This window comes from Gallalistipes aquisgranensis (genome assembly GCF_014982715.1).
Taxonomy (GTDB): Bacteria; Bacteroidota; Bacteroidia; order Bacteroidales; family Rikenellaceae; genus Gallalistipes; species Gallalistipes aquisgranensis.
This window is the reverse complement of record NZ_JADCJY010000001.1, coordinates 1,639,991-1,660,536: the sequence shown is the minus strand read 5'-3', so window position 1 is coordinate 1,660,536 and position 20,546 is coordinate 1,639,991. Positions and strand designations below refer to the sequence as shown.

At 60.5% G+C, this 20,546-nt stretch carries 14 protein-coding genes; 8 read left to right on the top strand and 6 right to left on the bottom strand.

The window, feature by feature from the left end; translation table 11 throughout:
• Positions 1-20 precede the first annotated feature (20 nt).
• Complete coding sequence (locus tag INF32_RS06710; RefSeq protein WP_226387585.1) at positions 21-1,964, bottom strand: glycoside hydrolase family 2 TIM barrel-domain containing protein; 1,944 nt, start codon at positions 1,962-1,964, stop codon at positions 21-23.
• Positions 1,965-2,184: 220 nt separating this feature from the next.
• Positions 2,185-4,461: an NADP-dependent malic enzyme gene (locus tag INF32_RS06705; RefSeq protein ID WP_226388122.1), complete on the bottom strand. Its 2,277-nt coding sequence runs from the start codon at positions 4,459-4,461 to the stop codon at positions 2,185-2,187.
• Positions 4,462-4,558: 97 nt separating this feature from the next.
• On the opposite strand from INF32_RS06705, the gene INF32_RS06700 reads away from it, so the two are divergent.
• Both INF32_RS06700 and INF32_RS06695 read left to right on the top strand, forming a co-directional pair.
• Positions 4,559-5,077, top strand: a complete 519-nt coding sequence (locus INF32_RS06700) for a type I restriction enzyme HsdR N-terminal domain-containing protein (RefSeq protein WP_226387584.1) — start codon at positions 4,559-4,561, stop codon at positions 5,075-5,077.
• A 51-nt stretch (positions 5,078-5,128) separates the two neighbouring features.
• The gene (locus INF32_RS06695; RefSeq protein WP_226387583.1) at positions 5,129-5,800 is read left to right on the top strand and encodes a DUF3575 domain-containing protein; all 672 of its coding nucleotides are present in this window, start codon (positions 5,129-5,131) and stop codon (positions 5,798-5,800) included.
• 126 nt (positions 5,801-5,926) lie between these two features.
• On the opposite strand, the gene INF32_RS06690 is transcribed toward INF32_RS06695, so the two are convergent.
• From INF32_RS06690 to fabD, 4 genes are all read right to left on the bottom strand, one after another.
• Positions 5,927-6,463, bottom strand: a complete 537-nt coding sequence (locus tag INF32_RS06690; RefSeq protein WP_226387582.1) for a GNAT family N-acetyltransferase — start codon at positions 6,461-6,463, stop codon at positions 5,927-5,929.
• A gap of 13 nt (positions 6,464-6,476) precedes the next feature.
• Positions 6,477-7,709, bottom strand: a complete 1,233-nt coding sequence (locus tag INF32_RS06685) for an ROK family transcriptional regulator (protein ID WP_226387581.1) — start codon at positions 7,707-7,709, stop codon at positions 6,477-6,479.
• 216 nt (positions 7,710-7,925) lie between these two features.
• A complete protein-coding gene (locus INF32_RS06680) occupies positions 7,926-8,810 on the bottom strand; it encodes a glycosyltransferase family 2 protein (RefSeq protein WP_226387580.1) in 885 nt (294 codons plus the stop codon).
• 110 nt (positions 8,811-8,920) lie between these two features.
• A complete protein-coding gene (fabD, locus tag INF32_RS06675) occupies positions 8,921-9,805 on the bottom strand; it encodes an ACP S-malonyltransferase (RefSeq protein WP_226387579.1) in 885 nt (294 codons plus the stop codon).
• 164 nt (positions 9,806-9,969) lie between these two features.
• Between fabD and INF32_RS06670 the strand changes: the two genes are divergently transcribed.
• Genes INF32_RS06670 through purL form a run of 6 tightly spaced genes read left to right on the top strand, consistent with a single transcriptional unit; the run spans position 9,970 to position 20,544 of the window.
• A complete protein-coding gene (locus INF32_RS06670) occupies positions 9,970-10,710 on the top strand; it encodes a lysophospholipid acyltransferase family protein (protein ID WP_226388121.1) in 741 nt (246 codons plus the stop codon).
• An 18-nt stretch (positions 10,711-10,728) separates the two neighbouring features.
• Positions 10,729-12,576, top strand: a complete 1,848-nt coding sequence (locus INF32_RS06665) for a DNA topoisomerase IV subunit B (RefSeq protein ID WP_226387578.1) — start codon at positions 10,729-10,731, stop codon at positions 12,574-12,576.
• 24 nt (positions 12,577-12,600) lie between these two features.
• Entirely contained in the window at positions 12,601-15,531 is a 2,931-nt protein-coding gene (locus tag INF32_RS06660; protein ID WP_226387577.1) for a DNA gyrase/topoisomerase IV subunit A, read from the top strand.
• A 6-nt stretch (positions 15,532-15,537) separates the two neighbouring features.
• Entirely contained in the window at positions 15,538-16,059 is a 522-nt protein-coding gene (locus tag INF32_RS06655; protein WP_226387576.1) for a shikimate kinase, read from the top strand.
• 13 nt (positions 16,060-16,072) lie between these two features.
• Entirely contained in the window at positions 16,073-16,822 is a 750-nt protein-coding gene (locus tag INF32_RS06650; RefSeq protein WP_226387575.1) for a DUF3298 and DUF4163 domain-containing protein, read from the top strand.
• A gap of 29 nt (positions 16,823-16,851) precedes the next feature.
• Positions 16,852-20,544, top strand: coding sequence for a phosphoribosylformylglycinamidine synthase (purL, locus tag INF32_RS06645; protein WP_226388120.1), 3,693 nt, complete (start codon positions 16,852-16,854; stop codon positions 20,542-20,544).
• Positions 20,545-20,546: the final 2 nt, after the last annotated feature.

Sequence of the window (20,546 nt, the reverse complement as noted above, 5' to 3'; positions counted from 1 at the left end):
TGTCCTCCGGGAAGGTGGGTTTACCGGCTGGTGGCGGAAAAAGTCTTTTCCGTCACCAGTTCCCGCTGCGTGCCGGCCGGGAGCTCTTTGTCGTCCGGTTTGCGGAACAGGGAGCCGGACCGCATCTCCGGTTCCTGTGCCGAGGGAACATAGCGGTAAGCGGCCGGAACGTCCCGTTCCACGCGCAGCGTGATCTCCATCCGTGCGCCGGATTTCAGCCGCTCGGGCAGCGGAACCGTGTACTCTCCGCTTTCGCCCGGGGCCAGCCGCACAGGGAGCTCCCCTGCCGCGACCGTTTTCCGTCCCACACGGACCGCATAGCGGATGTCGCCCGCTCCGAGCGACGTCAGATCGTAGCGGTTCGTGACGGTAAATATGCCTCGGGAAGCGTCTTTCGCGGTGATCGAGACGGGTTCCCCGACGATCAGATTCTCCGGTGAGGCCGGTGCGAAGACGAACCGTCCGTCGCCTTTTCTGGGTTCGGTCACGGCGTCGCTGTTCCATTCGTTGCCGGCCCCGTTGTAGATGACGGGGCGTTCGCTTTCGGCCCGCTTCAGGGCGAGGTAACTCTCATACAGGTTGTATCCGTTGGCCGAATCGTCCGCCAGCGAGAAGAGAATGACCGACGGATGGTTTTTCGAGGTGTGGTACATGGCCAGTGCCCGTTCCACATAGGCGTCCCGCCAGCGGGGATCGTTCGAGGGATTTCCTCCCTTCTTGCGGGAATTTCCGGCCAGGTGGGTGTCTATGCCGGCCTGGTCGCATACATAGAGACCCAACCGGTCGCAGGCGCGGTAGAGGGCCGCGGGCTGGGGATGGTGCAGCACCTTGATCGTGTTCGCTCCTTTGCGTTTCAGTTCCGCCAACTCCCGGCAGAGGACGGCCGAATCGGCCGGGGCCCGGTATTCCACGGCCCGCAGCGGGAATTCCCGGCCGTTGACCAGCAGCCTGCCTTCCTGCATCCGGACCTCCCGGAATCCGATTTCGAACGACACGTACTCCTGGAACCGTCCCTCGTACTGGGTTTTCAGTTGCAGCGTGTAGAGGTTCGGTGCCTCGTGGCTCCAGGGCAGGATGTCCGGCAGGTTGGCGAAAAACCGTACCGTGTCCTCCCGGCGCAGGTCGAAGCGGGCCTCCCGGTGGCCGGACGAAACCGTCCTGCCGTCGGGGGCGGTCAGCTCGTAATAGACGTTGTATTCCTTGAAGTTGAGCAGATGGCTTTTGAGGATCACCCCCAGCGACAGCAGTCCGCTGCCTCCTTCCAGCCGGGTGTCGGCCACGATGTCCCGGATGCGCACGCGGGGTTGGGCGACGATGTAGCTCCGGTCCGGTGCGTGCAGGGTTCCCGGGGTGCCGAAATTCTCCAGCATGCGTCCTATGCCTCCGGCATAGGCGACGATCTCCAGCGTGTTGTTTCCCTCTTTCGCGTGACGGGTCAGGTCGAATTCGGCCGGCGTGTATCCGTCCTGCGTGCGGGCGATCCGCTTTCCGTTGACCTTCACCTCGTAGGGGCCGCCGACCCCGCCGAGCCGCAGGAAGAGCTGGCGGTCCACCCAGGCGAAGGGCACCTTGAAACGGCTGGTGAAACGTATGCCCGCCAGTCGTCCCTCGCGGAACTCCTCGCCCTTCCATTTTCCTTCCAGCGGTTGCAGATAGAGGGAGGTGTCGCCCTGTATCAGCGCCTCGGCGGCCGAAGCGTAGCTGCGCACTTCGCCCCGCGGGGTGTCTTTCCCTTCGGCGACGGCTTCCGGATCGAGGGGCCACGGGAGCCTTTCCGGACGGGCGTTTTCCGAGTAACGGAGCAGTTTGACGGCAGGGAGTTCCTGCGGTTTTTTTACAGGCTTGCGTGCCGGTGCGGCGGAAGAGACGGAGAAGAGGTCCGAGGAGCTCCGCGCGGCGGATAAGCTGAGGGCGGAGACTCCGGCGGCTGCCGTACAGGCGGCGAAAAGGAGGGTGCGGATCATCGGTTGGAAATTTTGAGGCAAAGGTAATAATAAAGCGGGAATATCATGCACGGAGGAGGGTAAATCGACACGGGGCGGGGCTGCGGCGGAACGGGGGAGTTCCGGCGGCTCCGCATGTTAACGGTTTCACCCCCGTAGCGGAGAACCGCGGCGGGGGTGAAATTCGCGTCCGGAGACCGTGTCGTCTCCGGAGTATTGTCGCAGGAGAATCCCGGAGGGGCTACTCGCCGGGTTCCGCATTGGCCACGGCGATCGTGGCCAGGTTGATGAGCGACCGGACGCTGGCCGTGTCGGCGATCAGGTAGACGCCTGCGGGCAGTCCCACCAGGATCGGTCCCGTGATCTCGGCGCCGCCCAGTTTTTCCATCAGTTTGTAGGAGATGTTGGCCGCCGACAGGTTCGGGAAGATGAACGTGTTCACGTCCCGGTCGCCGATCTGGTTGAAGGGATAGAACTCGTTGCGCGTCTTCTTGTCGAGGGCGATGTCGGCCTTCATTTCTCCGTCCACGATAATCTCCGGATAGCGGTCGTGGAGCACTTCGACGGCCTTGGCCACTTTCGAAGCCTCGTATTCGTTGTCGGTTCCGAAATTGGAGTGGGAGAGCATGGCGATCACCGGCTCGATGCCGAACCGTTTCACGGCTGCCGCTGTGGCCCGGGTGATGTCGACCAGCTCTTCGGACGTGGGACTGGTGTTGACGGCCATGTCGGAGAAGAACATCGGGCCTTTCTTGGTGGTGACGATCACCATCGAGGCGAGCGTCTTGTTGGTCGAGGAGGTGAACAGCGCCTTGACCGCCTCGAGCGCCTTGCTGTACCGGCGGCTGTAATTGAGGATCGACGTGTCGGCGTCTCCGGCCACCACCATCATCAGCGTGAACCAGTTGCGCTCCTTCATGTGTTTCATGGCCTCGTTCATGCTCAGGCCCCGGCGGCTGAACTTCTGGTGCAGCATGGCGGCATAGCGGGCCCGGCGCGGGGTCTCTTCGTCGCTGCGGAAGTCGAGGATCTCCATGCCCGTCAGGTCCACGTTGTTTTCGGCGGCCACCCGTTCGATCCGTTTGCGGTCGCCCATCATGATCGGGCGGGCGAGGTGGTCGGCCACCAGGTGCGCGGCCGTCTTGAGCGTGTTGGGTTTGTCGCCGTCGCTGAATACGATCCGTTTGAGCGGCGAGTTGAGCACTTTCGAGCGGACATTGCGCAGCAGTTTGTCGTTGCGTCCCATGCGGCTCTCCAGCTCCAGGGCATAGGCGTCCCAGTCCTCGATTTTACGGCGTGCCACGCCCGATTCGATGGCGGCCTTGGCCACGGCGATCGAGATGCAGACGATCAGACGCGGGTCGAGCGCCTTGGGAATGAGATATTCGCGGCCGAAAGCGATGCGCGAACTGTTGTAGGCCGTGGCCACGATGTCGGGAACGGGCTCTTTGGCCAAGGCGGCCAGCGCCCGCACGGCGGCGATCTTCATCTGTTCGTTGATGGCCGTGGCCCGCACGTCGAGGGCCCCGCGGAAGATGTAGGGGAATCCGAGCACGTTGTTCACCTGGTTGGGGTAGTCCGAGCGACCCGTGGCGAAGATGATGTCGGGACGCGAATGCATGGCGGCCTCGTAGGAGATTTCGGGATTGGGGTTGGCCAGTGCGAAGACGATCGGGTCTTTGGCCATGCTGCGCACCATCTCTTCGGTCAGCACGTCGGCCACGGATAGACCCAGGAAGACGTCGGCCCCCTTGACGGCCTCGGCCAGCGTGCGGATGTCGCGCGAGGTGGCGAACTCCCGCTTGATCGGGTTGAGGTCGGTGCGCGAGGAGGTAATCACGCCCTTGCTGTCGCACATGATGAGGTTCTCGGGACGGATGCCCAGTCCCAGATAGAGGCGGGAACAGGATACGGCGGCCGCTCCGGCACCGTTCACCACGACGGTGGTGGTTTCGGGCTTGCGCCCGGTCAGTTCCATGGCGTTGAGCAGGGCGGCGGCCGAGATGATCGCCGTGCCGTGCTGGTCGTCGTGCATCACGGGGATCGAAAGCTCTTTCTTGAGCCGGTCCTCGATCACGAAGCACTCGGGCGCCTTGATGTCCTCAAGGTTGATTCCGCCGAACGTGGGGGCGATGTTTTTGACCGTTTCGATGAATTCGTCCGTATTTTTGGTCCCGACCTCGATATCGAATACGTCGATGTCCGCAAAGGTCTTGAACAGCAGTCCCTTCCCTTCCATGACGGGTTTGCCGGCCAGCGCCCCGATGTCGCCGAGCCCCAGTACGGCCGTGCCGTTGGATATGACGGCCACCAGGTTGCCCTTGGCGGTGTATTTGTATGCCTCTTCCGGATTCTTTTCGATCTCCAGACACGGTTCGGCCACGCCCGGCGAATAGGCCAGCGACAGGTCGTGCTGCGAACTGTAAGGTTTGGTGGGGATCACTTCTATTTTCCCCGGTCTGCCCTCCGAGTGGTAATCGAGAGCCTCTTCCCTGCGGTTTTTCGGATTTGTATTCATCATAATTTTTTGTAATTTTGTCTGTCTTTGTTAAATGTTTAACCCGAAATTTTGATTTAGGCCAATTTGGGCACAAGATAGTAAAAATTTTTTCAGGATGAACCGACATCCCCGACTTAATTTTCCCTCTTTCCCGTTCCGCATCGTTCGGCGGGCGGGTGTGTCGTATGTCTGGGACGAGATGCGCGGACGCTGGTTGCTGCTCACGCCCGAGGAGTGGGTGCGCAGGCATCTGGTCCGTTTCCTGGTGGAGCGTATGGGTGCCGACCGGCATTACGTGGTGCAGGAGTATCCCGTCGATCTGCAGGGGCAGCCCCTGCGGGCCGATGTGGTGGTGCTCGCCCCGGGAGGGGCCTGCCGGGAGGGAACGGAGGCGTGCGGCGGCCGTCCGGAGCCCCTGCTGCTGGCCGAGTGCAAGGCGGCGGACGTTCCGATCGACGATGCGGTGCTGGCGCAGGCCGTCCGCTACAACAGTCGGGTGGGGGCGCGCTTCCTGCTGCTGACCAACGGCATGAAACATTACTGTTACGAGGCGGACGGAAAGGGCGGGTACCGGACGCTCTCCTCGCTTCCCGACCTGGGCGCTTACTGCCGTCCGCCGTTTTTCCCGGAATAACGGACCTTTTTCACGATTATTGCGTATATTTACGGCCTATTCCCAAAGGTAGTGAAACGTATTTTTTTATTCATACTGCTACTGTGGGGCTGCGCGGGTACTGTCCGGGCACAGACCTATCTGAAGATGAACGGTCTGTATGCGCTGGTCGGCGTGATCAACCCGGCAGTCGAGTTCCGTGTGTCGGAACGGCTGACCTACCAGGCGGAGATCGTCTATTCCCCCTGGCAGAGCATCCGGGACCACGGCGTGAGCAAACCGATGCATTTCGGCATCTGCCTGAACGAGTTCCGGCGTTATTTCCGCGAACGGAACGACGGATGGTATCTGGGAGCGAACGCGGGCATGATGCTCTTCAAAATGTCGAAACCGGAATTCCGCCACGGAAAATTGTATCTCGAAAACCGGTACAGCAAGGGGGCAGGCCTGATGCTGGGCCTGTGTGTGGGGTACGAACATCTGTTTGCCCGCAAGTGGGTGCTGGACTTTTTTTTCGGCTGGTCGTACATGCTGAGCTGGTACAACGGCTATTCGCTGGACGGGCAGATCGACCTGTATCCCCACCGGCCGGTGATGCCCGCATCGCCCGACCCCTACAACGGTTCCGGCGAATGGTATCCCAACAAGATCGGTGTTTCGATCGGCCTCCGGATATTCGATCCGGCGAAGAAAGCGGCCCGGCGGGACGCCCGCGCACGGGAGGAAGCGCGGTCCGGACGATAAGACGAGAAAACCGGCAGGGAAGCCCGGTCTTAATTATTTCACCCCCGCCGGAATTCGGTTCCGAACGGGGGTGATGTTTATCGGGGAGATTTGCCCGGGCCACTGGAGGCCGGATGCTTGCCTGCTTTATCCCTTTTTCGGGTTCAGCAACTGGAGCATGTACTCGTCCTGCCAGTCCGACGTGGTTTTCGTCCACTCCTTTTTCAGCCCGATGATGTTGAATCCCTTGCTTTTGAACAGGGCGAGGCTGCGTACGTTCGTGGCCGGAATGTTGCAGTAGAGCTGGTTGAGGCCCAGCATCTGGAACCCGTAGCGGATGAGGGTCGAGAGGGCGGCCGAGGCGAAACCCTGTCCCTTGTCCCTGCGGTCGTAGATCAGAATGCCCACGCCGGCCCGACGGTTGTAGGGGTCGAGGTCGAACAGGTCGATGGCCCCTACCGGCTTGCGCAGCTCTTTCGACTCGATGATCAGGCGCAACTGCTTGGTCTCGTAGATGTCGTACCGCTGGTTTTCGATGAATTGCTTCAGGATATATTTCGAAAAGGGTGCGATCGTGTTGCTCACCTTCCAGACGTTGGTGTCGTTTTCCCACAGGTAGAGGATGTCGATGTCTTCGGGTTCCATGGCCCGCAGACGGATCAGGTCCGTTTCGAGTGCGTTCATGTCCGTCCCGCCGTTACAAACCGATGACCTTGTTGCGTATGAGCATGGCGGCGCCCAGAGCCCCGGCGTTTTCGTTCATTTTCGAAAGGCGGAATTTGGTGTCGTTGTAGACGAGGCTCAGCGAGTATTTGTTAGCGGCCGTTTTCAGCGGCAGCATGATGTAGTCGCCGGCCTGCGCCAGATTGCCTCCGATGATGACCAGCTCGGGGTTGAAGATGTTGATCAGGAACGCGATACTCTTGCCGATCTTCTCGCCGGCCTCCTCGATCAGTTCGATGGCGAGCGTGTCGTCGTTCTTGGCGGCGGAGATGATGTCGTTGATGTGGATCGTTTCGCCCCGGTTGTATTTCTCCTGCAAAACGGTGCTTACGCCCTGCTGGATGCGGGTGATGAGCTTGTTCTCGATGGCGATTCCCGACACTTCGGTCTCGAGGCAGCCCTTCTTGCCGCACGAGCAGATGATCTCGTTGTCGAAGAAGGGCGTGTGTCCGAACTCTCCGGCGAAGCCCGACTTGCCGTAGAAGAGTTTGCCGTCGGTGATGATCCCGATGGCCACGCCGCGCCCCAGGTGCAGGTAGAGGATGTTCTTCTCGTCCTTGATGTTGCTGCCCGTGAAGTATTCGGCATAACAGCGGGCCCGGGTGTCGTTCTCCAGCAGGACGCGGATGCCCGTTCGCTCCTCGATGATGTCGCGGATCGACCGCTCGCCTGAAGTGAAGTATTTGTAGCTGCGGCCCGTGTTGGGGTTCACGCGGCCGGCGATTCCGATTCCCATGCCCAGGATTTTGCTGCGGTCCACGCCGCAGCGCTCGATGAACGAGTCGATCGAGGTGCAGATGCGCTCGAAACATTCGGGCGTGTCGGCCAGTTCGAACTTCGTGTCCTCTTCGCTGGTGATGACGTTGTTCTTCAGGTCGGTGATGATGAAACCGATATGGTCGCGGGCGATGTCCACCCCGGCGAAATAGATGGCCGAGTTGGCCAGACCGAAGATATTGGGACGCCGTCCCCCCGGGGTTTCCACCTTGCCGTTATCGGTCACGATTTTCTCGACGACCAGTTCGTTCACCAGTTTGGTGATGGTGGGGATGCTGATGTGGAGCTCTTTGGTGAGCTCGGCCAGCGTACACTCCCCGTTGACCGCCATGTAGGCGATGATATTGCGTTTAATCAGGTTGTTCTTGTGGACGATGCCTTTCTGGGCATCGTCTTCGTGCTGGTTGAAAAATTCCTTTAATGATACCATGTTCAATCGCTTGCTCTCTTGTTTTTCGTGCACTGTGTTTGGTAAGAATGTGCAAATATATTCATTTTTATTAAAAACGGATTCTCTTATTAATTATTTTAATATGATATTTCGTCCGGATGCAAAAAATGTCCGGATGCGGAATTCTGCTTTTTCGGGATTTTTTCGTGCCCGTGTACGGCGGCGGGGATTTGAAGAATATTTAGAATCGGCCGTTCAGCCGAGTGCGAGAAGCAGTGCCAGGGCCAGCAGCAGGAGGCCGCCCAGCCATGCCGTGCATTTGAAAAGCCGTCTGTATTTCACGTATTTCCGTTCCATGCGGCTCTCGTGCCGGAGGGCTCTCTCCTCTAAGATGCCGTACTTTTCCAGCATGTATTCCGCCAGCGTTTCCGGATGGGCCAGATAGGAGTCCAGGTGCCGCCTGACCAGCATGCCGAACATCTCCTCCTTGCGTCTGCGGTCGCCGACCAGGTCCCGGAACATGGAGGTTTCGTGTTGCCGGTAGTACATCGTGGGGCGGTCGAGCTGCACTACGCGCCCGCCCGTTTTTTCGAGCAGGGAAATCCAGAAATCCCAGTCTTCCATGCCGTATTTCATTTGGGCGGAGTAGCCGCCGGCTTTTTCCCACCCCTCTTTGCGGAACAGGCTGCTCACCACGATCCGGTTGCCGAGCAGTTCGGAGGCGAATCCTTCGTAAGGGGCGCCCTGCGGTTCCGATTCGGTGAGCCCGAACAGACGGTATTTTCCGGTGACGACGCAGATGCCGGGATCGCTTTCAGCGATACGGACCGCTTCCGGAAGGAAACCTTCGGCCGTTTTGTCGTCGGCGTCCAGCGGCAGGATGTATTTGCCCGAAGCGGCTTCGATGCCTGCGTTGCGGGCGGCTGCCAGCCCCATGTTCCGCTGATGTATCACGCGGGTTTTGGGCCGGATGAAACCGTGCAGGAGACGGTTGTCCTCCTCCGAGGAGGAGCCGTCGTTCACGACGATGATCTCGACGGCGTCATAGCCGCATCCGAGAACGCTCCCGACTGCTTCGTCGAGGAACCGGGCCTGGTTGTAGCAGGGGATGACGACGCTGACCAGCGGTGTACTCTCCATAATCATATTATTAATATATAAAAATAAATAAAAAACGGGCTCTTTACCAGGAAAAAGTCCGTTTTCGAGAAACGGCTGCCGGATGTTCGCCGGCAGCCGTTATCGGGAGATTAAAGCGTCTGTTTCGATTCGCACGCGGCCTCTTTGTTGACCTTCTTGATGAGGCCCTGGAGAACGGCGCCGGGACCCAGTTCGGTGAACGAGTCGGCACCGTCGGCGAGCATGTTGCGCACGATCTGCGTCCAGCGTACGGGAGCCGTGAGCTGGGCGATCAGGTTGGCCTTGATCTTTTCGGGATCGGTGTAGGGTTTGGCGTCCACGTTCTGGTAAACGGGGCAGACCGGTGTGGCGAACGGAGCCTCCCTGATGGCGGCTTCCAGCTCCACGCGGGCGGGCTCCATCAGCGGGGAGTGGAACGCGCCGCCCACGTTGAGCTTCAGTGCGCGTTTGGCCCCTGCCTCCAGCATCTTGGCACAGGCCTTCTCGATGCCTTCGTTGCTGCCGGAGATCACCAGCTGGCCGGGGCAGTTGTAGTTGGCGGGAACGACCACCTCGTCGATCGAGGCGCAGATCTCCTCCACCTTCTCGTCGGGCAGGGCCAGGACGGCGGCCATCGTCGAGGGGTTCTGTTCGCAGGCCTTCTGCATGGCGGCGGCACGTTTGGCCACCAGCCGCAGGCCGTCTTCGAAACCGAGGGCTCCGGCGGCCACCAGTGCGCTGAATTCGCCCAGCGAGTGTCCGGCCACCATGTCGGGTTTGAAGGCGTCGCCCAGCGACTTGGCCAGAATGACCGAGTGGAGGAAAATGGCGGGCTGCGTCACGTTGGTCTGCTTGAGCTGTTCGTCCGTCCCGGAGAACATGATGTCGGTTATGCGGAAACCGAGAATTTCATTGGCTTTCTCGAAAAGTTCTTTCGCCATCGGGACGGTGTCGTACAGGTCTTTGCCCATGCCCACGAACTGGGCGCCCTGTCCCGGAAAAACAAATGCTTTCATAGCTGTTGTTCGTTAAAATGGTTGAGGCCCCAAAGGTAGTCAAAAAAATGCGTACGCGCTCCTTCCCGTGATTAAATGTTGATAAAATGCTGCTCAGGAAAAAGGGAAATGCCGAAAAAAATTGTTAAACTTGCAGGATTTAAAATGGGAAAAAGCGGCCTGTGATGAAGTCTGTGCTCTATTACGTTGTGACGATACTCTTTACGCTCGCCTACTGCGTCGTCTTCATGCTGATTTTCGCCCTGACGGTGCCGTTCGACCGCCAGCGGGCGGTGCTGCACCGTGCTTCGCGTTTCTGGGCGAAGGCGATCTATGCGTGGCCCCTGTGGCGGGTGAAGGTCGAGGGGCGGGAGCATATCGAAAAGGGGGTGCCCTACGTGGTGACGGTCAATCACCAGGCCATGCTGGACATTCCCCTGATGTACGTGCTTCCATTCAACTTCAAATGGGTTTCGAAACGCGAAGTGTATAGGATTCCGATTTTCGGCATGGTGCTCTGGATGCACGGCGATATCGCCATCGAACGCGGAGCCGCTTCCAGCACCAAGAAGATGGTGCACGAAGCCGACGAATATCTCCGGGAGGGCACGTCGGTGATTATCTTCCCCGAGGGGACGCGGACCAAGGACGGACGGGTGCACCGTTTCAAGGAGGGGGCTTTCCTGATCGCCAAGAGCGCCGGGGTGGGAATTCTGCCCTGCGTGATCGAAGGGACGGGGAGTCTGCTCGACGGATGGCGGCTCAGAATGCCGCACTCCTTTACCGTGCGGATATTGCCCCCCGTGAGTGCCGGGGAGGTCGCCTCAGCGGAGATCAAGGAGCTGGCCGCAGAGGTGAACCGTCGGACGACGGAGGCGCACGAAGCCCTGCGTCCCGACCTGTACGGAAACGAGAAGGAAAAATAATAAAAGCAAGCAATACAGATGGACGCAGCGAACTATTCGGACGAACATATCAGAACCCTCGACTGGAAGGAGCACATCCGCCGCCGGCCGGGCATGTACATCGGCAAGCTGGGCGACGGAACTTCGTCGGACGACGGTATCTATATCCTTATCAAGGAGGTGCTCGACAACTCGATCGACGAGTACATGATGGGTTTCGGAAAGAGCATCGAAGTGACGATCGACGGCGACGTGGTGACGATCCGCGACTACGGCCGGGGCGTGCCCCTGGGTAAGCTCTCCGACGTGGCTTCGAAGATGAACACCGGAGCCAAGTACGACTCGAAGGCCTTCAAGAAGTCCGTGGGTCTGAACGGTGTGGGTATCAAGGCCGTGAATGCCCTTTCGAGCGAGTTCACCATCCGCAGCGTGCGCGACGGGGAGGCCCGGAGCGTCGATTTCTCCGCCGGCGAGGAGCTGGCCGACCGTTCGGAGAGCGGCGTGCAGGAGAAGAACGGGACGACGATCCGTTTCGTGGCCGACCGCACGGTGTTCGGGGAGTATGCCTACAATTTCGATTACGTGGAGGCGATGATCCGCAACTACTGTTACCTGAATGCCGGGCTGGTCATCAAGCTCAACGGCCATAGCTTCGTCTCCAGGAACGGACTGCTCGACCTGCTGAACGAACAGATCGCCGAGGAGCCGCTCTATCCTCCCATCCACCTTTCGGGGCCTGACATCGAGGTGGCCATCACCCACGGCAGCGGGTATGGCGAGACCTACTTTTCGTTCGTCAACGGGCAGCACACCACGCAGGGCGGTACGCACCAGGCCGCATTCCGGGAGGCGATCGCCAAGACCATCAAGGAGTTCTACCGCAAGGACTACGACGCTTCGGATATCCGCACCTCGATCATCGCCGCCATCAGCATCAAGGTGGAGGAGCCGATGTTCGAGTCGCAGACCAAGACCAAGCTCGGTTCGAAAGACATGGGGCCGGAAGGGCCTACGGTGCGCAATTTCGTGGTCGATTTCCTGAAGGAACAGCTGGACAATTTCCTGCACAAGAACCCCGAGACGGCCGATGCGCTGAACCGCAAGATCGTCGAGAACGAGAAGGAGCGCAAGGCGATCTCCGGCGTACAGAAAAAGGCGCGCGAGATGGCCAAGAAGGTGAGTCTCAACAACAAGAAGCTGCGCGACTGCCGGATTCACCTCACCGACAAGAACGATCGGGCGGAGCAGACCATGATCTTCATCACGGAGGGTAATTCGGCCAGCGGTTCGATCACCAAGAGCCGGGACGTGAACACGCAGGCGGTCTTCTCCCTGCGGGGCAAGCCGCTCAACAGCTACGGCCTGACCAAGCGGGTCGTCTATGAGAACGAGGAGTTCAACCTGCTGCAGGCCGCCCTCAATATCGAGGAGGACATGGACAACCTGCGCTACAACAAGGTGATCATCGCCACCGATGCCGATGTCGACGGCATGCATATCCGGCTGCTGATGATGACCTTCTTCCTCCAGTTCTTCCCGGACGTGATCCGGCAGGGGCACCTGTTCGTGTTGCAGACCCCGCTGTTCCGGGTGCGTAACAAGAAGGAGACGGTCTATTGTTACAGCGAAGAGGAGAAGGAGCGGGCGATCGCCCGGCTGGGAGCCAATCCGGAGATCACCCGGTTCAAGGGGCTGGGCGAAATATCGGCTGACGAGTTCAAGGAGTTCATCGGCGAGAACATGCGGCTGGAGAAGGTGCGCCTCACGAAGGACGATCCGATCCACGACATGCTGGAGTTCTACATGGGCAAGAACAGCTACGAGCGGCAGGGCTTCATCATCGACAACCTGCGGATCGAGGCCGACTACATCGAAGAAGCGATTTAACCGAGATAAGTACCGATAGACGGAATGAACGAAGATAAGAACAGCAGTACCGAACGGAACGCGGAAGACGAAATGTTCCCGGCAGGGGACGGAGCGGGGCGGAAAGCGCCTGCGGATGCCGGCGGCGCTTCGCAGGAGGCGGCAAGGACCGCGGGGGAGGAGGCACGGCCGGCCTCTTCGGGGAGCGGTGTGCCGGGCGGCAAGTACGGACGTTTGATGAGCGAGAGCGGAGGCCGGCAGAAACTGACCGGCATGTACAAGGACTGGTTTCTGGATTATGCCTCCTACGTGATTCTCGAACGTGCCGTGCCCCACGTGGAAGACGGGCTGAAACCCGTGCAGCGGCGTATTCTCCACTCCATGCGGCGTCTGGACGACGGACGGTACAACAAGGTGGCCAACATCGTGGGACACACCATGCAGTTCCATCCGCACGGCGACGCTTCGATCGGCGATGCGCTGGTGCAGCTCGGCCAGAAGGACCTGCTCATCGACTGTCAGGGAAACTGGGGGAATATCCTCACCGGCGATGAGGCGGCCGCCCCGCGTTACATCGAGGCGCGTCTGTCGAAATTCGCCCTCGACGTGGTGTTCAATCCGAAGACCACCGAGTGGATGCTCTCCTATGACGGCCGGAACCAGGAGCCCGTCACCCTGCCCGTGAAATTCCCGCTGCTGTTGGCGCAGGGCGTGGAGGGGATCGCCGTGGGGCTGGCTTCCAAGATACTGCCCCACAACTTCAACGAACTGCTCGATGCCTGCGTGGCCGAGCTCCGGGGCGAACCCTACAACCTGCTGCCGGACTTCCCGACCGGCGGTCTGGCCGACTGCTCCCGTTACAACGAGGGGCTGCGCGGGGGCGTGGTGAAGGTGAGGGCCCGCATTTCGAAGGTGGACAAACGGACGCTGGCCATCACGGAGATTCCCTACGGCACCACGACCGAGTCGATCAAGGATTCGATCATCAAGGCCAACGACAAGGGGAAGATCAAGATCAAACGGGTGGACGACAATACGGCCGAGAAGGCGGAAATCATCATCCACGTCAGTCCGGACGAGTCGTCCGACAAGACGATCGACGCCCTCTATGCCTTTACGGACTGCGAGGTGTCGATCTCTCCGAACTCGTGCGTCATCTACGACGACAAACCCCATTTCCTCGGGGTGAACGAAATCCTGCGCCGCAGCGTGGCGCGCACGAAAGAGCTGCTGAAACGGGAGCTGGACATCCGGATGAACGAGCTTTCGGAAGACTGGCACATGTCGAGTCTCGAACGCATCTTCATCGAAAACAAGATCTACAACATGATCGAGGAGTGTACCACCTGGGAGTCGGTGCTCGAGACGATCGACAAGGGGCTGGAGCCCTTCAAGGGCAGGCTCCGCCGCGAGGTGACGCAGGAGGATATCGTCCGGCTGACCGAAATCAGGATCAAGCGCATCTCGCGTTTCGACGCCTTCAAGGCGGACGAGTATATCAAGGGGCTCGAAAAGTCGATGAAGGAGGTGCAGTATAACCTGGACCATCTGGTCGATTACACGATCGCCTATTACGAGCGGATCAAACAGAAGTACGGAGAGGGGCGGGAACGCCGTACCGAACTCCGCGAGTTCGATTCGATCGAGGCGACGAAGGTGGTGGTGGCCAATGCCAAGCTCTACGTCGACCGGGCCGAAGGTTTCTTCGGGATCGGCCGTTCGATGAAGGATGCTGAACTGGTGTGCGACTGCTCGGACATCGACGATGTGATCGTGATCCTGCGCGACGGGCGCTATATCATTACGAAGGTTTCCGAAAAGGCCTTCTTCGACAAGAATATCTACTATATAGGTGTATTCAAACGCAACGACGAGCGGACGATCTACAACGTCCTCTACCGGGACGGCAAGAACGGCCCGCTGATGATGAAGCGGTGTGCGATCAAGGGCATCACGCGCGACAAGGAGTACAACCTCACCAAGGGGACGCCCAAGAGCGAGATTCTCTACCTGAGCGTCAATCCCAACGGGGAGGCCGAAGTGCTGAAGGTCTATTTCAAACCCCGGCCGCGCCTCAAGAAGCTGATCGTCGATCTTGATTTCAGTACGCTGGCCATCAAGGGGCGGCAGAGCCAGGGCAACCTCTTCTCCCGGTACGGCATCCACAAGATCGTGCTCAAGGAGCGGGGAACCTCCACGCTCGGCGGCCAGAACATCTGGTTCGACGACGAGGTGCGCAGGCTCAATGCCGACGGCAGGGGCATGCTGCTGGGCGAGTTCAGCGGCGACGACAAGATCATCGTGATGACGGCCAAGAACCAGTATTACATTACGGGGTACGATCTGAGCCATCATTTCCCGGACGATACCGTGCGGGTGGAAAAGTACGACTCTTCGCGGATCTATTCGGCGGCCTATTACGATGCCGAACAGAACTATTACTATATCAAGCGTTTCTCGGCCGAGGTGAGCGACCGCATGCAGCCTTTCGTGGACGAGAATCCCGCGTCGAGGCTGGTCTGCCTCTCCACGGACGACTATCCCCGGCTGGAGGTGACCTACGGCGGCGCCCACAAGAACCGGCCCGCCGACCTGATCGACGTGGAGGAGTTCATCGGCGTGAAGAGCCACCGGGCCCGGGGCAAACGGATCACCACGTTCGAGGTGGCTTCGCTGCGTTTCGTAGAACCGTTGCAGAAAGGCCCTGCCGAAACCGGGAACGAACCGGAGGAGGGCGCCGACGGAACGGGACTTCCTGCCGAGGCAGGAGGAGGGGCGGGAGTTTCCGGGGAGCACTCTGCCGCGGAGACCCCGGCTGCAGAACCGGCCGGGGGAAAACCCGCCGTCCGGACGCCCGGAGCGGAGGTGAAACCGGCCGGAACGACCGTCATCCATTCCGATATCGAGTTTACGATCGAGCGGGGCGGCGAGGAGGATACGCGTAATCCCGAGACTTCGCAACTGGATCTGTTCTGACGCGTTATGGTGCTTTTTCTGGTCGGTTTCATGGGCTGCGGCAAGAGCAGCATCGGGCGTCAGCTCGCCCGGAGGCTGGGATACGGCTTCGTGGATATGGACGCCGACATCGAACGGCAGGCGGGCATGACCGTCTCGGAGATGTTCGACCGTCACGGAGAAGCCTATTTCCGGGAACGGGAGCGGGAGGCGTTGGCGCGGTACGCCGGCCTGGCCGACACGGTGGTGGCGACGGGCGGGGGCGTTCCCTGCGGCGTGGGAAACATGGAGACGATGAACCGCTGCGGCGTGACGGTCTATTTCAAGATGACTCCCGAGAAACTGGCCCTGAGGCTCCGGCACGGCCGGGACAAACGGCCTCTGCTCCGGGGCAAGGACGACGGAGAGCTGCTGGCCTTCATTCGGGAGCGGCTGCCCCAGCGGGAGCCATTCTACGGACAGGCCCGGCTGGTGATCGACTGCGACGGGGTGAGCGACGACTACATCGCGGAGCACGTGGTGCGGTATATGGAAAACAGCGTAAAATAAATCCTGGACGACTATGAAAAAATACGGAATGATTCGCAGGGCGGCGGTACTGGCCGCATGGGCAGGGTGCCTCGTTGGCTGCTCGCAGCCCGCGGTGTCCTGGCAGACGGAACGGATGCCCGCCCCCTCGCAGATGCTGACGGGCGACAGTATCTCAGTCTCTTATCCCGTGGCACGGGGCGGTGCCGCAGCCGATTCGATCAATGATGCGATCGGACGTGTCCTCTCCGCCCTCGTGGGCTTTGGGGAGGATGCGGTGCCGGGTACGGCCCTTTCGGTCCGGATCGACTCGATGCTCGCCGCGAGGAATTACGATACGGTGATCCGCCACATGCCTTACGAACTGTTCGTGGAGGGTTCGGTGAAGGAGTTCGGCCGTGTGGCTTCCGTGCGGATCGACTCCTACGTCTACCTGGGCGGAGCCCACGGACTTCAGACGGCGACGTTCCTCAATTTCGACCTGCGCACGGGCCGGGAGTTGGAGATGGCCGAGCTGTTCAGCGACACGGCGGAGTTGCGGAGGCTCAACCGGGAGGCCTTCATGCAGGCGCGGGGTGCCGATCTGGCCGATGCCGTTTTGTTTGTTGCTCCCGATGAATTACCTTTGCCGCGGAATATCGCGGTCGACAGCGCGGGTGTGCGGATGCACTACGATCCGTACGAGATAGCTCCCTACGTGTTCGGCCCGACGGACTACCTGCTGCCGATGGACCGGGTACGTCCGCTGCTCGACCCGAAATTCTTCCGGCAGCCCGGACAGTGAATGAAGAAGACTAACTAAACGATCGAATGATGATACTTTTTTTCAGTAAGGACGACACCGTGTTCGCCGTCCAGACGAAAACGGAACTTTCCGGAGAACGGCTCGCCCGCCTCAAATGGCTGTTCGGGAATGCCGACTACCTCGATACCCTCTCGGTGGAGGGCGACTTTATCGGTCCCCGCCGGGAGATGATTACGCCATGGAGCACCAATGCCGTGGAGATCACCCAGAACATGGGGCTCGAAGGGATCGTCCGCATCGAGGAGTTCCGCCGGACGAAAGAGGAGAACGCGGCCTTCGACCCGATGCTGAACCGCAGGTATCACGGTCTCGGTCAGGATGTGTTCACTGTGGACAAACGTCCGGATGACGTGGTGTATATCGAGAACATCGAGGAGTATAACCGGCAGGAGGGGCTGGCCCTGAGCGCCGAGGAGATGGAGTATCTGCGCGAGGTGAGCCGCCGGATGGGGCGTCCGCTCACCGACAGCGAGGTGTTCGGCTTCTCGCAGGTCAATTCGGAGCACTGCCGCCACAAGATTTTCAACGGCGAGTTCGTGATCGACGGCCGGACGAAGCCCGAAACCCTTTTCAAACTGATAAAGAAGACCACTTCGACCCACCCGGGGCGGGTGGTGTCGGCCTATAAGGACAATTGTGCGTTCCTGCAGGGGCCCGTGGCCGAGCAGTTCGCGCCCGCCACGCACGACAAGCCCGACTATTTCGAGACGAAGGAGTTCGAGAGCGTCATTTCGGTCAAGGCCGAGACGCACAACTTTCCCACCACCGTGGAGCCGTTCAACGGGGCGGCTACCGGAACGGGCGGCGAGATACGCGACCGGATCGCCGGCGGAAAAGGGGCGTTCCCCGTGGCCGGTACGGCGGTCTATATGACTTCGTATCCGCGCACGGAGCCGGACCGTCCGTGGGAACAGTACACTGCCGAGCGTCCGTGGCTGTATCAGACGCCCGAAGACATCCTGATCAAGGCGTCGAACGGAGCTTCCGATTTCGGCAACAAGTTCGGCCAGCCGCTCATCTGCGGCTCGCTCCTCACGTTCGAACATTTCGAGAACGGTAAGAAATACGGGTACGACAAGGTCATCATGCAGGCCGGCGGTGTCGGTTACGGCAAGAAGGTCGACAGCATCAAGGACGAACCCCGGGCGGGCGATCCGGTGGTGTTGCTGGGCGGCGACAACTACCGCATCGGCATGGGCGGCGGCGCCGTCTCGTCGGTGGCTACGGGCGAGTACCAGAGCGACATCGAACTGAACGCCGTGCAGCGGTCGAACCCCGAGATGCAGAAACGGGCCTACAACGCCATCCGCGCCGTGAGCGAGGAGGATATCAATCCGATCGTGTCGATCCACGACCACGGGGCCGGAGGCCATCTGAACTGCCTGAGCGAGCTGGTGGAGGCCACCGGCGGCCGGATCGACATGGAGCAGCTGCCCGTGGGCGATCCCACGCTGAGCGCCCGGGAGATCGTGGGCAACGAGTCGCAGGAGCGCATGGGGCTGGTGATCGACCGTACGAAAATCGACCATCTGCGCCGGATCGCCGACCGCGAACGGTCGCCTATGTACGTGATCGGCGAGGCGACGGGAGACGGCCGTTTCACCTTCGTCAATAACGAAACGGGGGAGAAGCCGATCGACTGGCCGCTGGAGTACATGTTCGGCAAGGCGCCCCGCACGGTGATGAACGACCGCCATGTGGAGGAGACGTTCGGCGAGATCGAATACACGCCCGGAAACGTGGTGAAATATATCGAGGAGCTGCTTCAGCTCGAGGCAGTGGCCTGCAAGGACTGGCTGACCAACAAGGTGGACCGTTCGGTGACGGGCCGTATCGCCATGCAGCAGTGCGCGGGAGCCGTGCAGCTGCCGCTGAACGACTGTGCCGTGGTGGCGCTGGACTACCAGGGTACGTCGGGTATCGCCACCGCCCTCGGGCATGCCCCCGTGGCGGCGCTGGCCGATCCGGGCAAAGGGTCGGTGCTGGCGATCGCCGAGGCGCTCACCAATATCGTCTTTGCGCCGCTCGCCTGCGGGTTGGAGGGTGTGTCGCTGAGCGCCAACTGGATGTGGCCCTGCAAGAACGAGGGCGAGGATGCGCGGCTCTACGACGCCGTACAGGCGGCCAGCGACTTCGCCATCGCGCTGGGGATCAACATTCCGACCGGTAAGGATTCGCTGTCGATGACCCAGAAGTATCCCGACGGGGAGGTCGTCTATGCCCCCGGTACGGTGATCATCACCTCGGCGGCCGAGGTGTCGGACATCAAGAAGACGGTTTCGCCCGCGCTGAAGCATCGTCCGAGCCAGCTGGTCTACGTCGACTTGAGCGGAGGCGGATTCGGGCTGGGCGGCAGCAGTTTCGGACAACTGAGAGGCCGTGTGGGCATGGATGTTCCCACGGTGGCCGATGCAGACTATTTCGCCGGAGGTTTCGCGGCCGTTCAGCGGCTGATCGCCGCGGGACGGGTGCTGGCCGGTCACGACGTGTCGGCCGGAGGTCTGGTGACGACCCTGCTTGAGATGACCTTCGCGGACAACCGCAGCGGCATGTCGCTCGATCTGGACGTGTTGGGCGAAAAGGACATCGTAAGGCTGCTTTTCAGCGAGAAGCCCGCTGTGGTGCTTCAGGTGGAGGATGCCGTGTCGGTATGCGAGGAGTTGAAACTGGCCGGCGTGAACGCCTTCCGGATCGGTGAGGTGAATTTCGAACGCCGTTTCCGCATCTCCAATGCGGGCGTGGAGTTCGACCTGCTGGTGGATCACCTGCGCGATCTCTGGTACAAGAGCTCCTATCTGCTCGACCGTCGCCAGAGCGGTGAGAAAAAGGCGCTGGAGCGCTACACGAATTACAAGAATCAGGAACTGGTTTATAAGTTCCCGGAGGGTTTCACCGGGAAGTATGCCCGGTACGGTATCGACCCGCACCGTAAGGCGAAGACGGGTATCCGGGCGGCGATCATCCGCGAGAAGGGATGCCAGTGCGACCGGGAGATGGCCTGGTGCATGTATCTGGCCGGAATGGACGTGAAGGACGTACACATGACCGACCTCGTGTCGGGCCGCGAGACGCTCGAGGATGTCAACATGATCGTGTTCGTGGGCGGTTTCTCCAATTCGGACGTGCTGGGTTCGGCCAAGGGATGGGCCGGAGCCTTTCTCTACAACGAAAAGGCCAAACAGGCGCTCGACCGCTTCTATGCGCGTCCCGACACCCTGTCGCTGGGCGTCTGCAACGGCTGCCAGCTGATGATCGAACTGGGGCTGATTACGCCTTCGGATGCGGAGAAGCCCCGGATGCTGCATAACGACAGCCACAAGTTCGAATCGGGCTTCGTCGGCGTGGAGGTCCGTCCGTCCAATTCGGTTTTGCTGGGTTCGCTCGCCGGCAGCCGGCTGGGTGTCTGGATCGCGCACGGGGAAGGAAAATTCCGCCTGCCCTACGCAGAGGAACACTATAACGTAGCCCTGAAATATACCTATGAAGCCTATCCGGCCAACCCGAACGGCAGCGACTACAACGTGGCCGGAATCGTCAGCGCGGACGGCCGCCATCTGGCCATGATGCCCCACCTGGAGCGTTCGCTCCGTCCGTGGAACTGGGCCTGGTATCCCGAGGAGCGGACGCAGGACGAGGTGTCGCCTTGGATCGAGGCCTTCGTCAACGCCCGCAAGTGGATCGAGACCAACGCAAAACGGTAGGG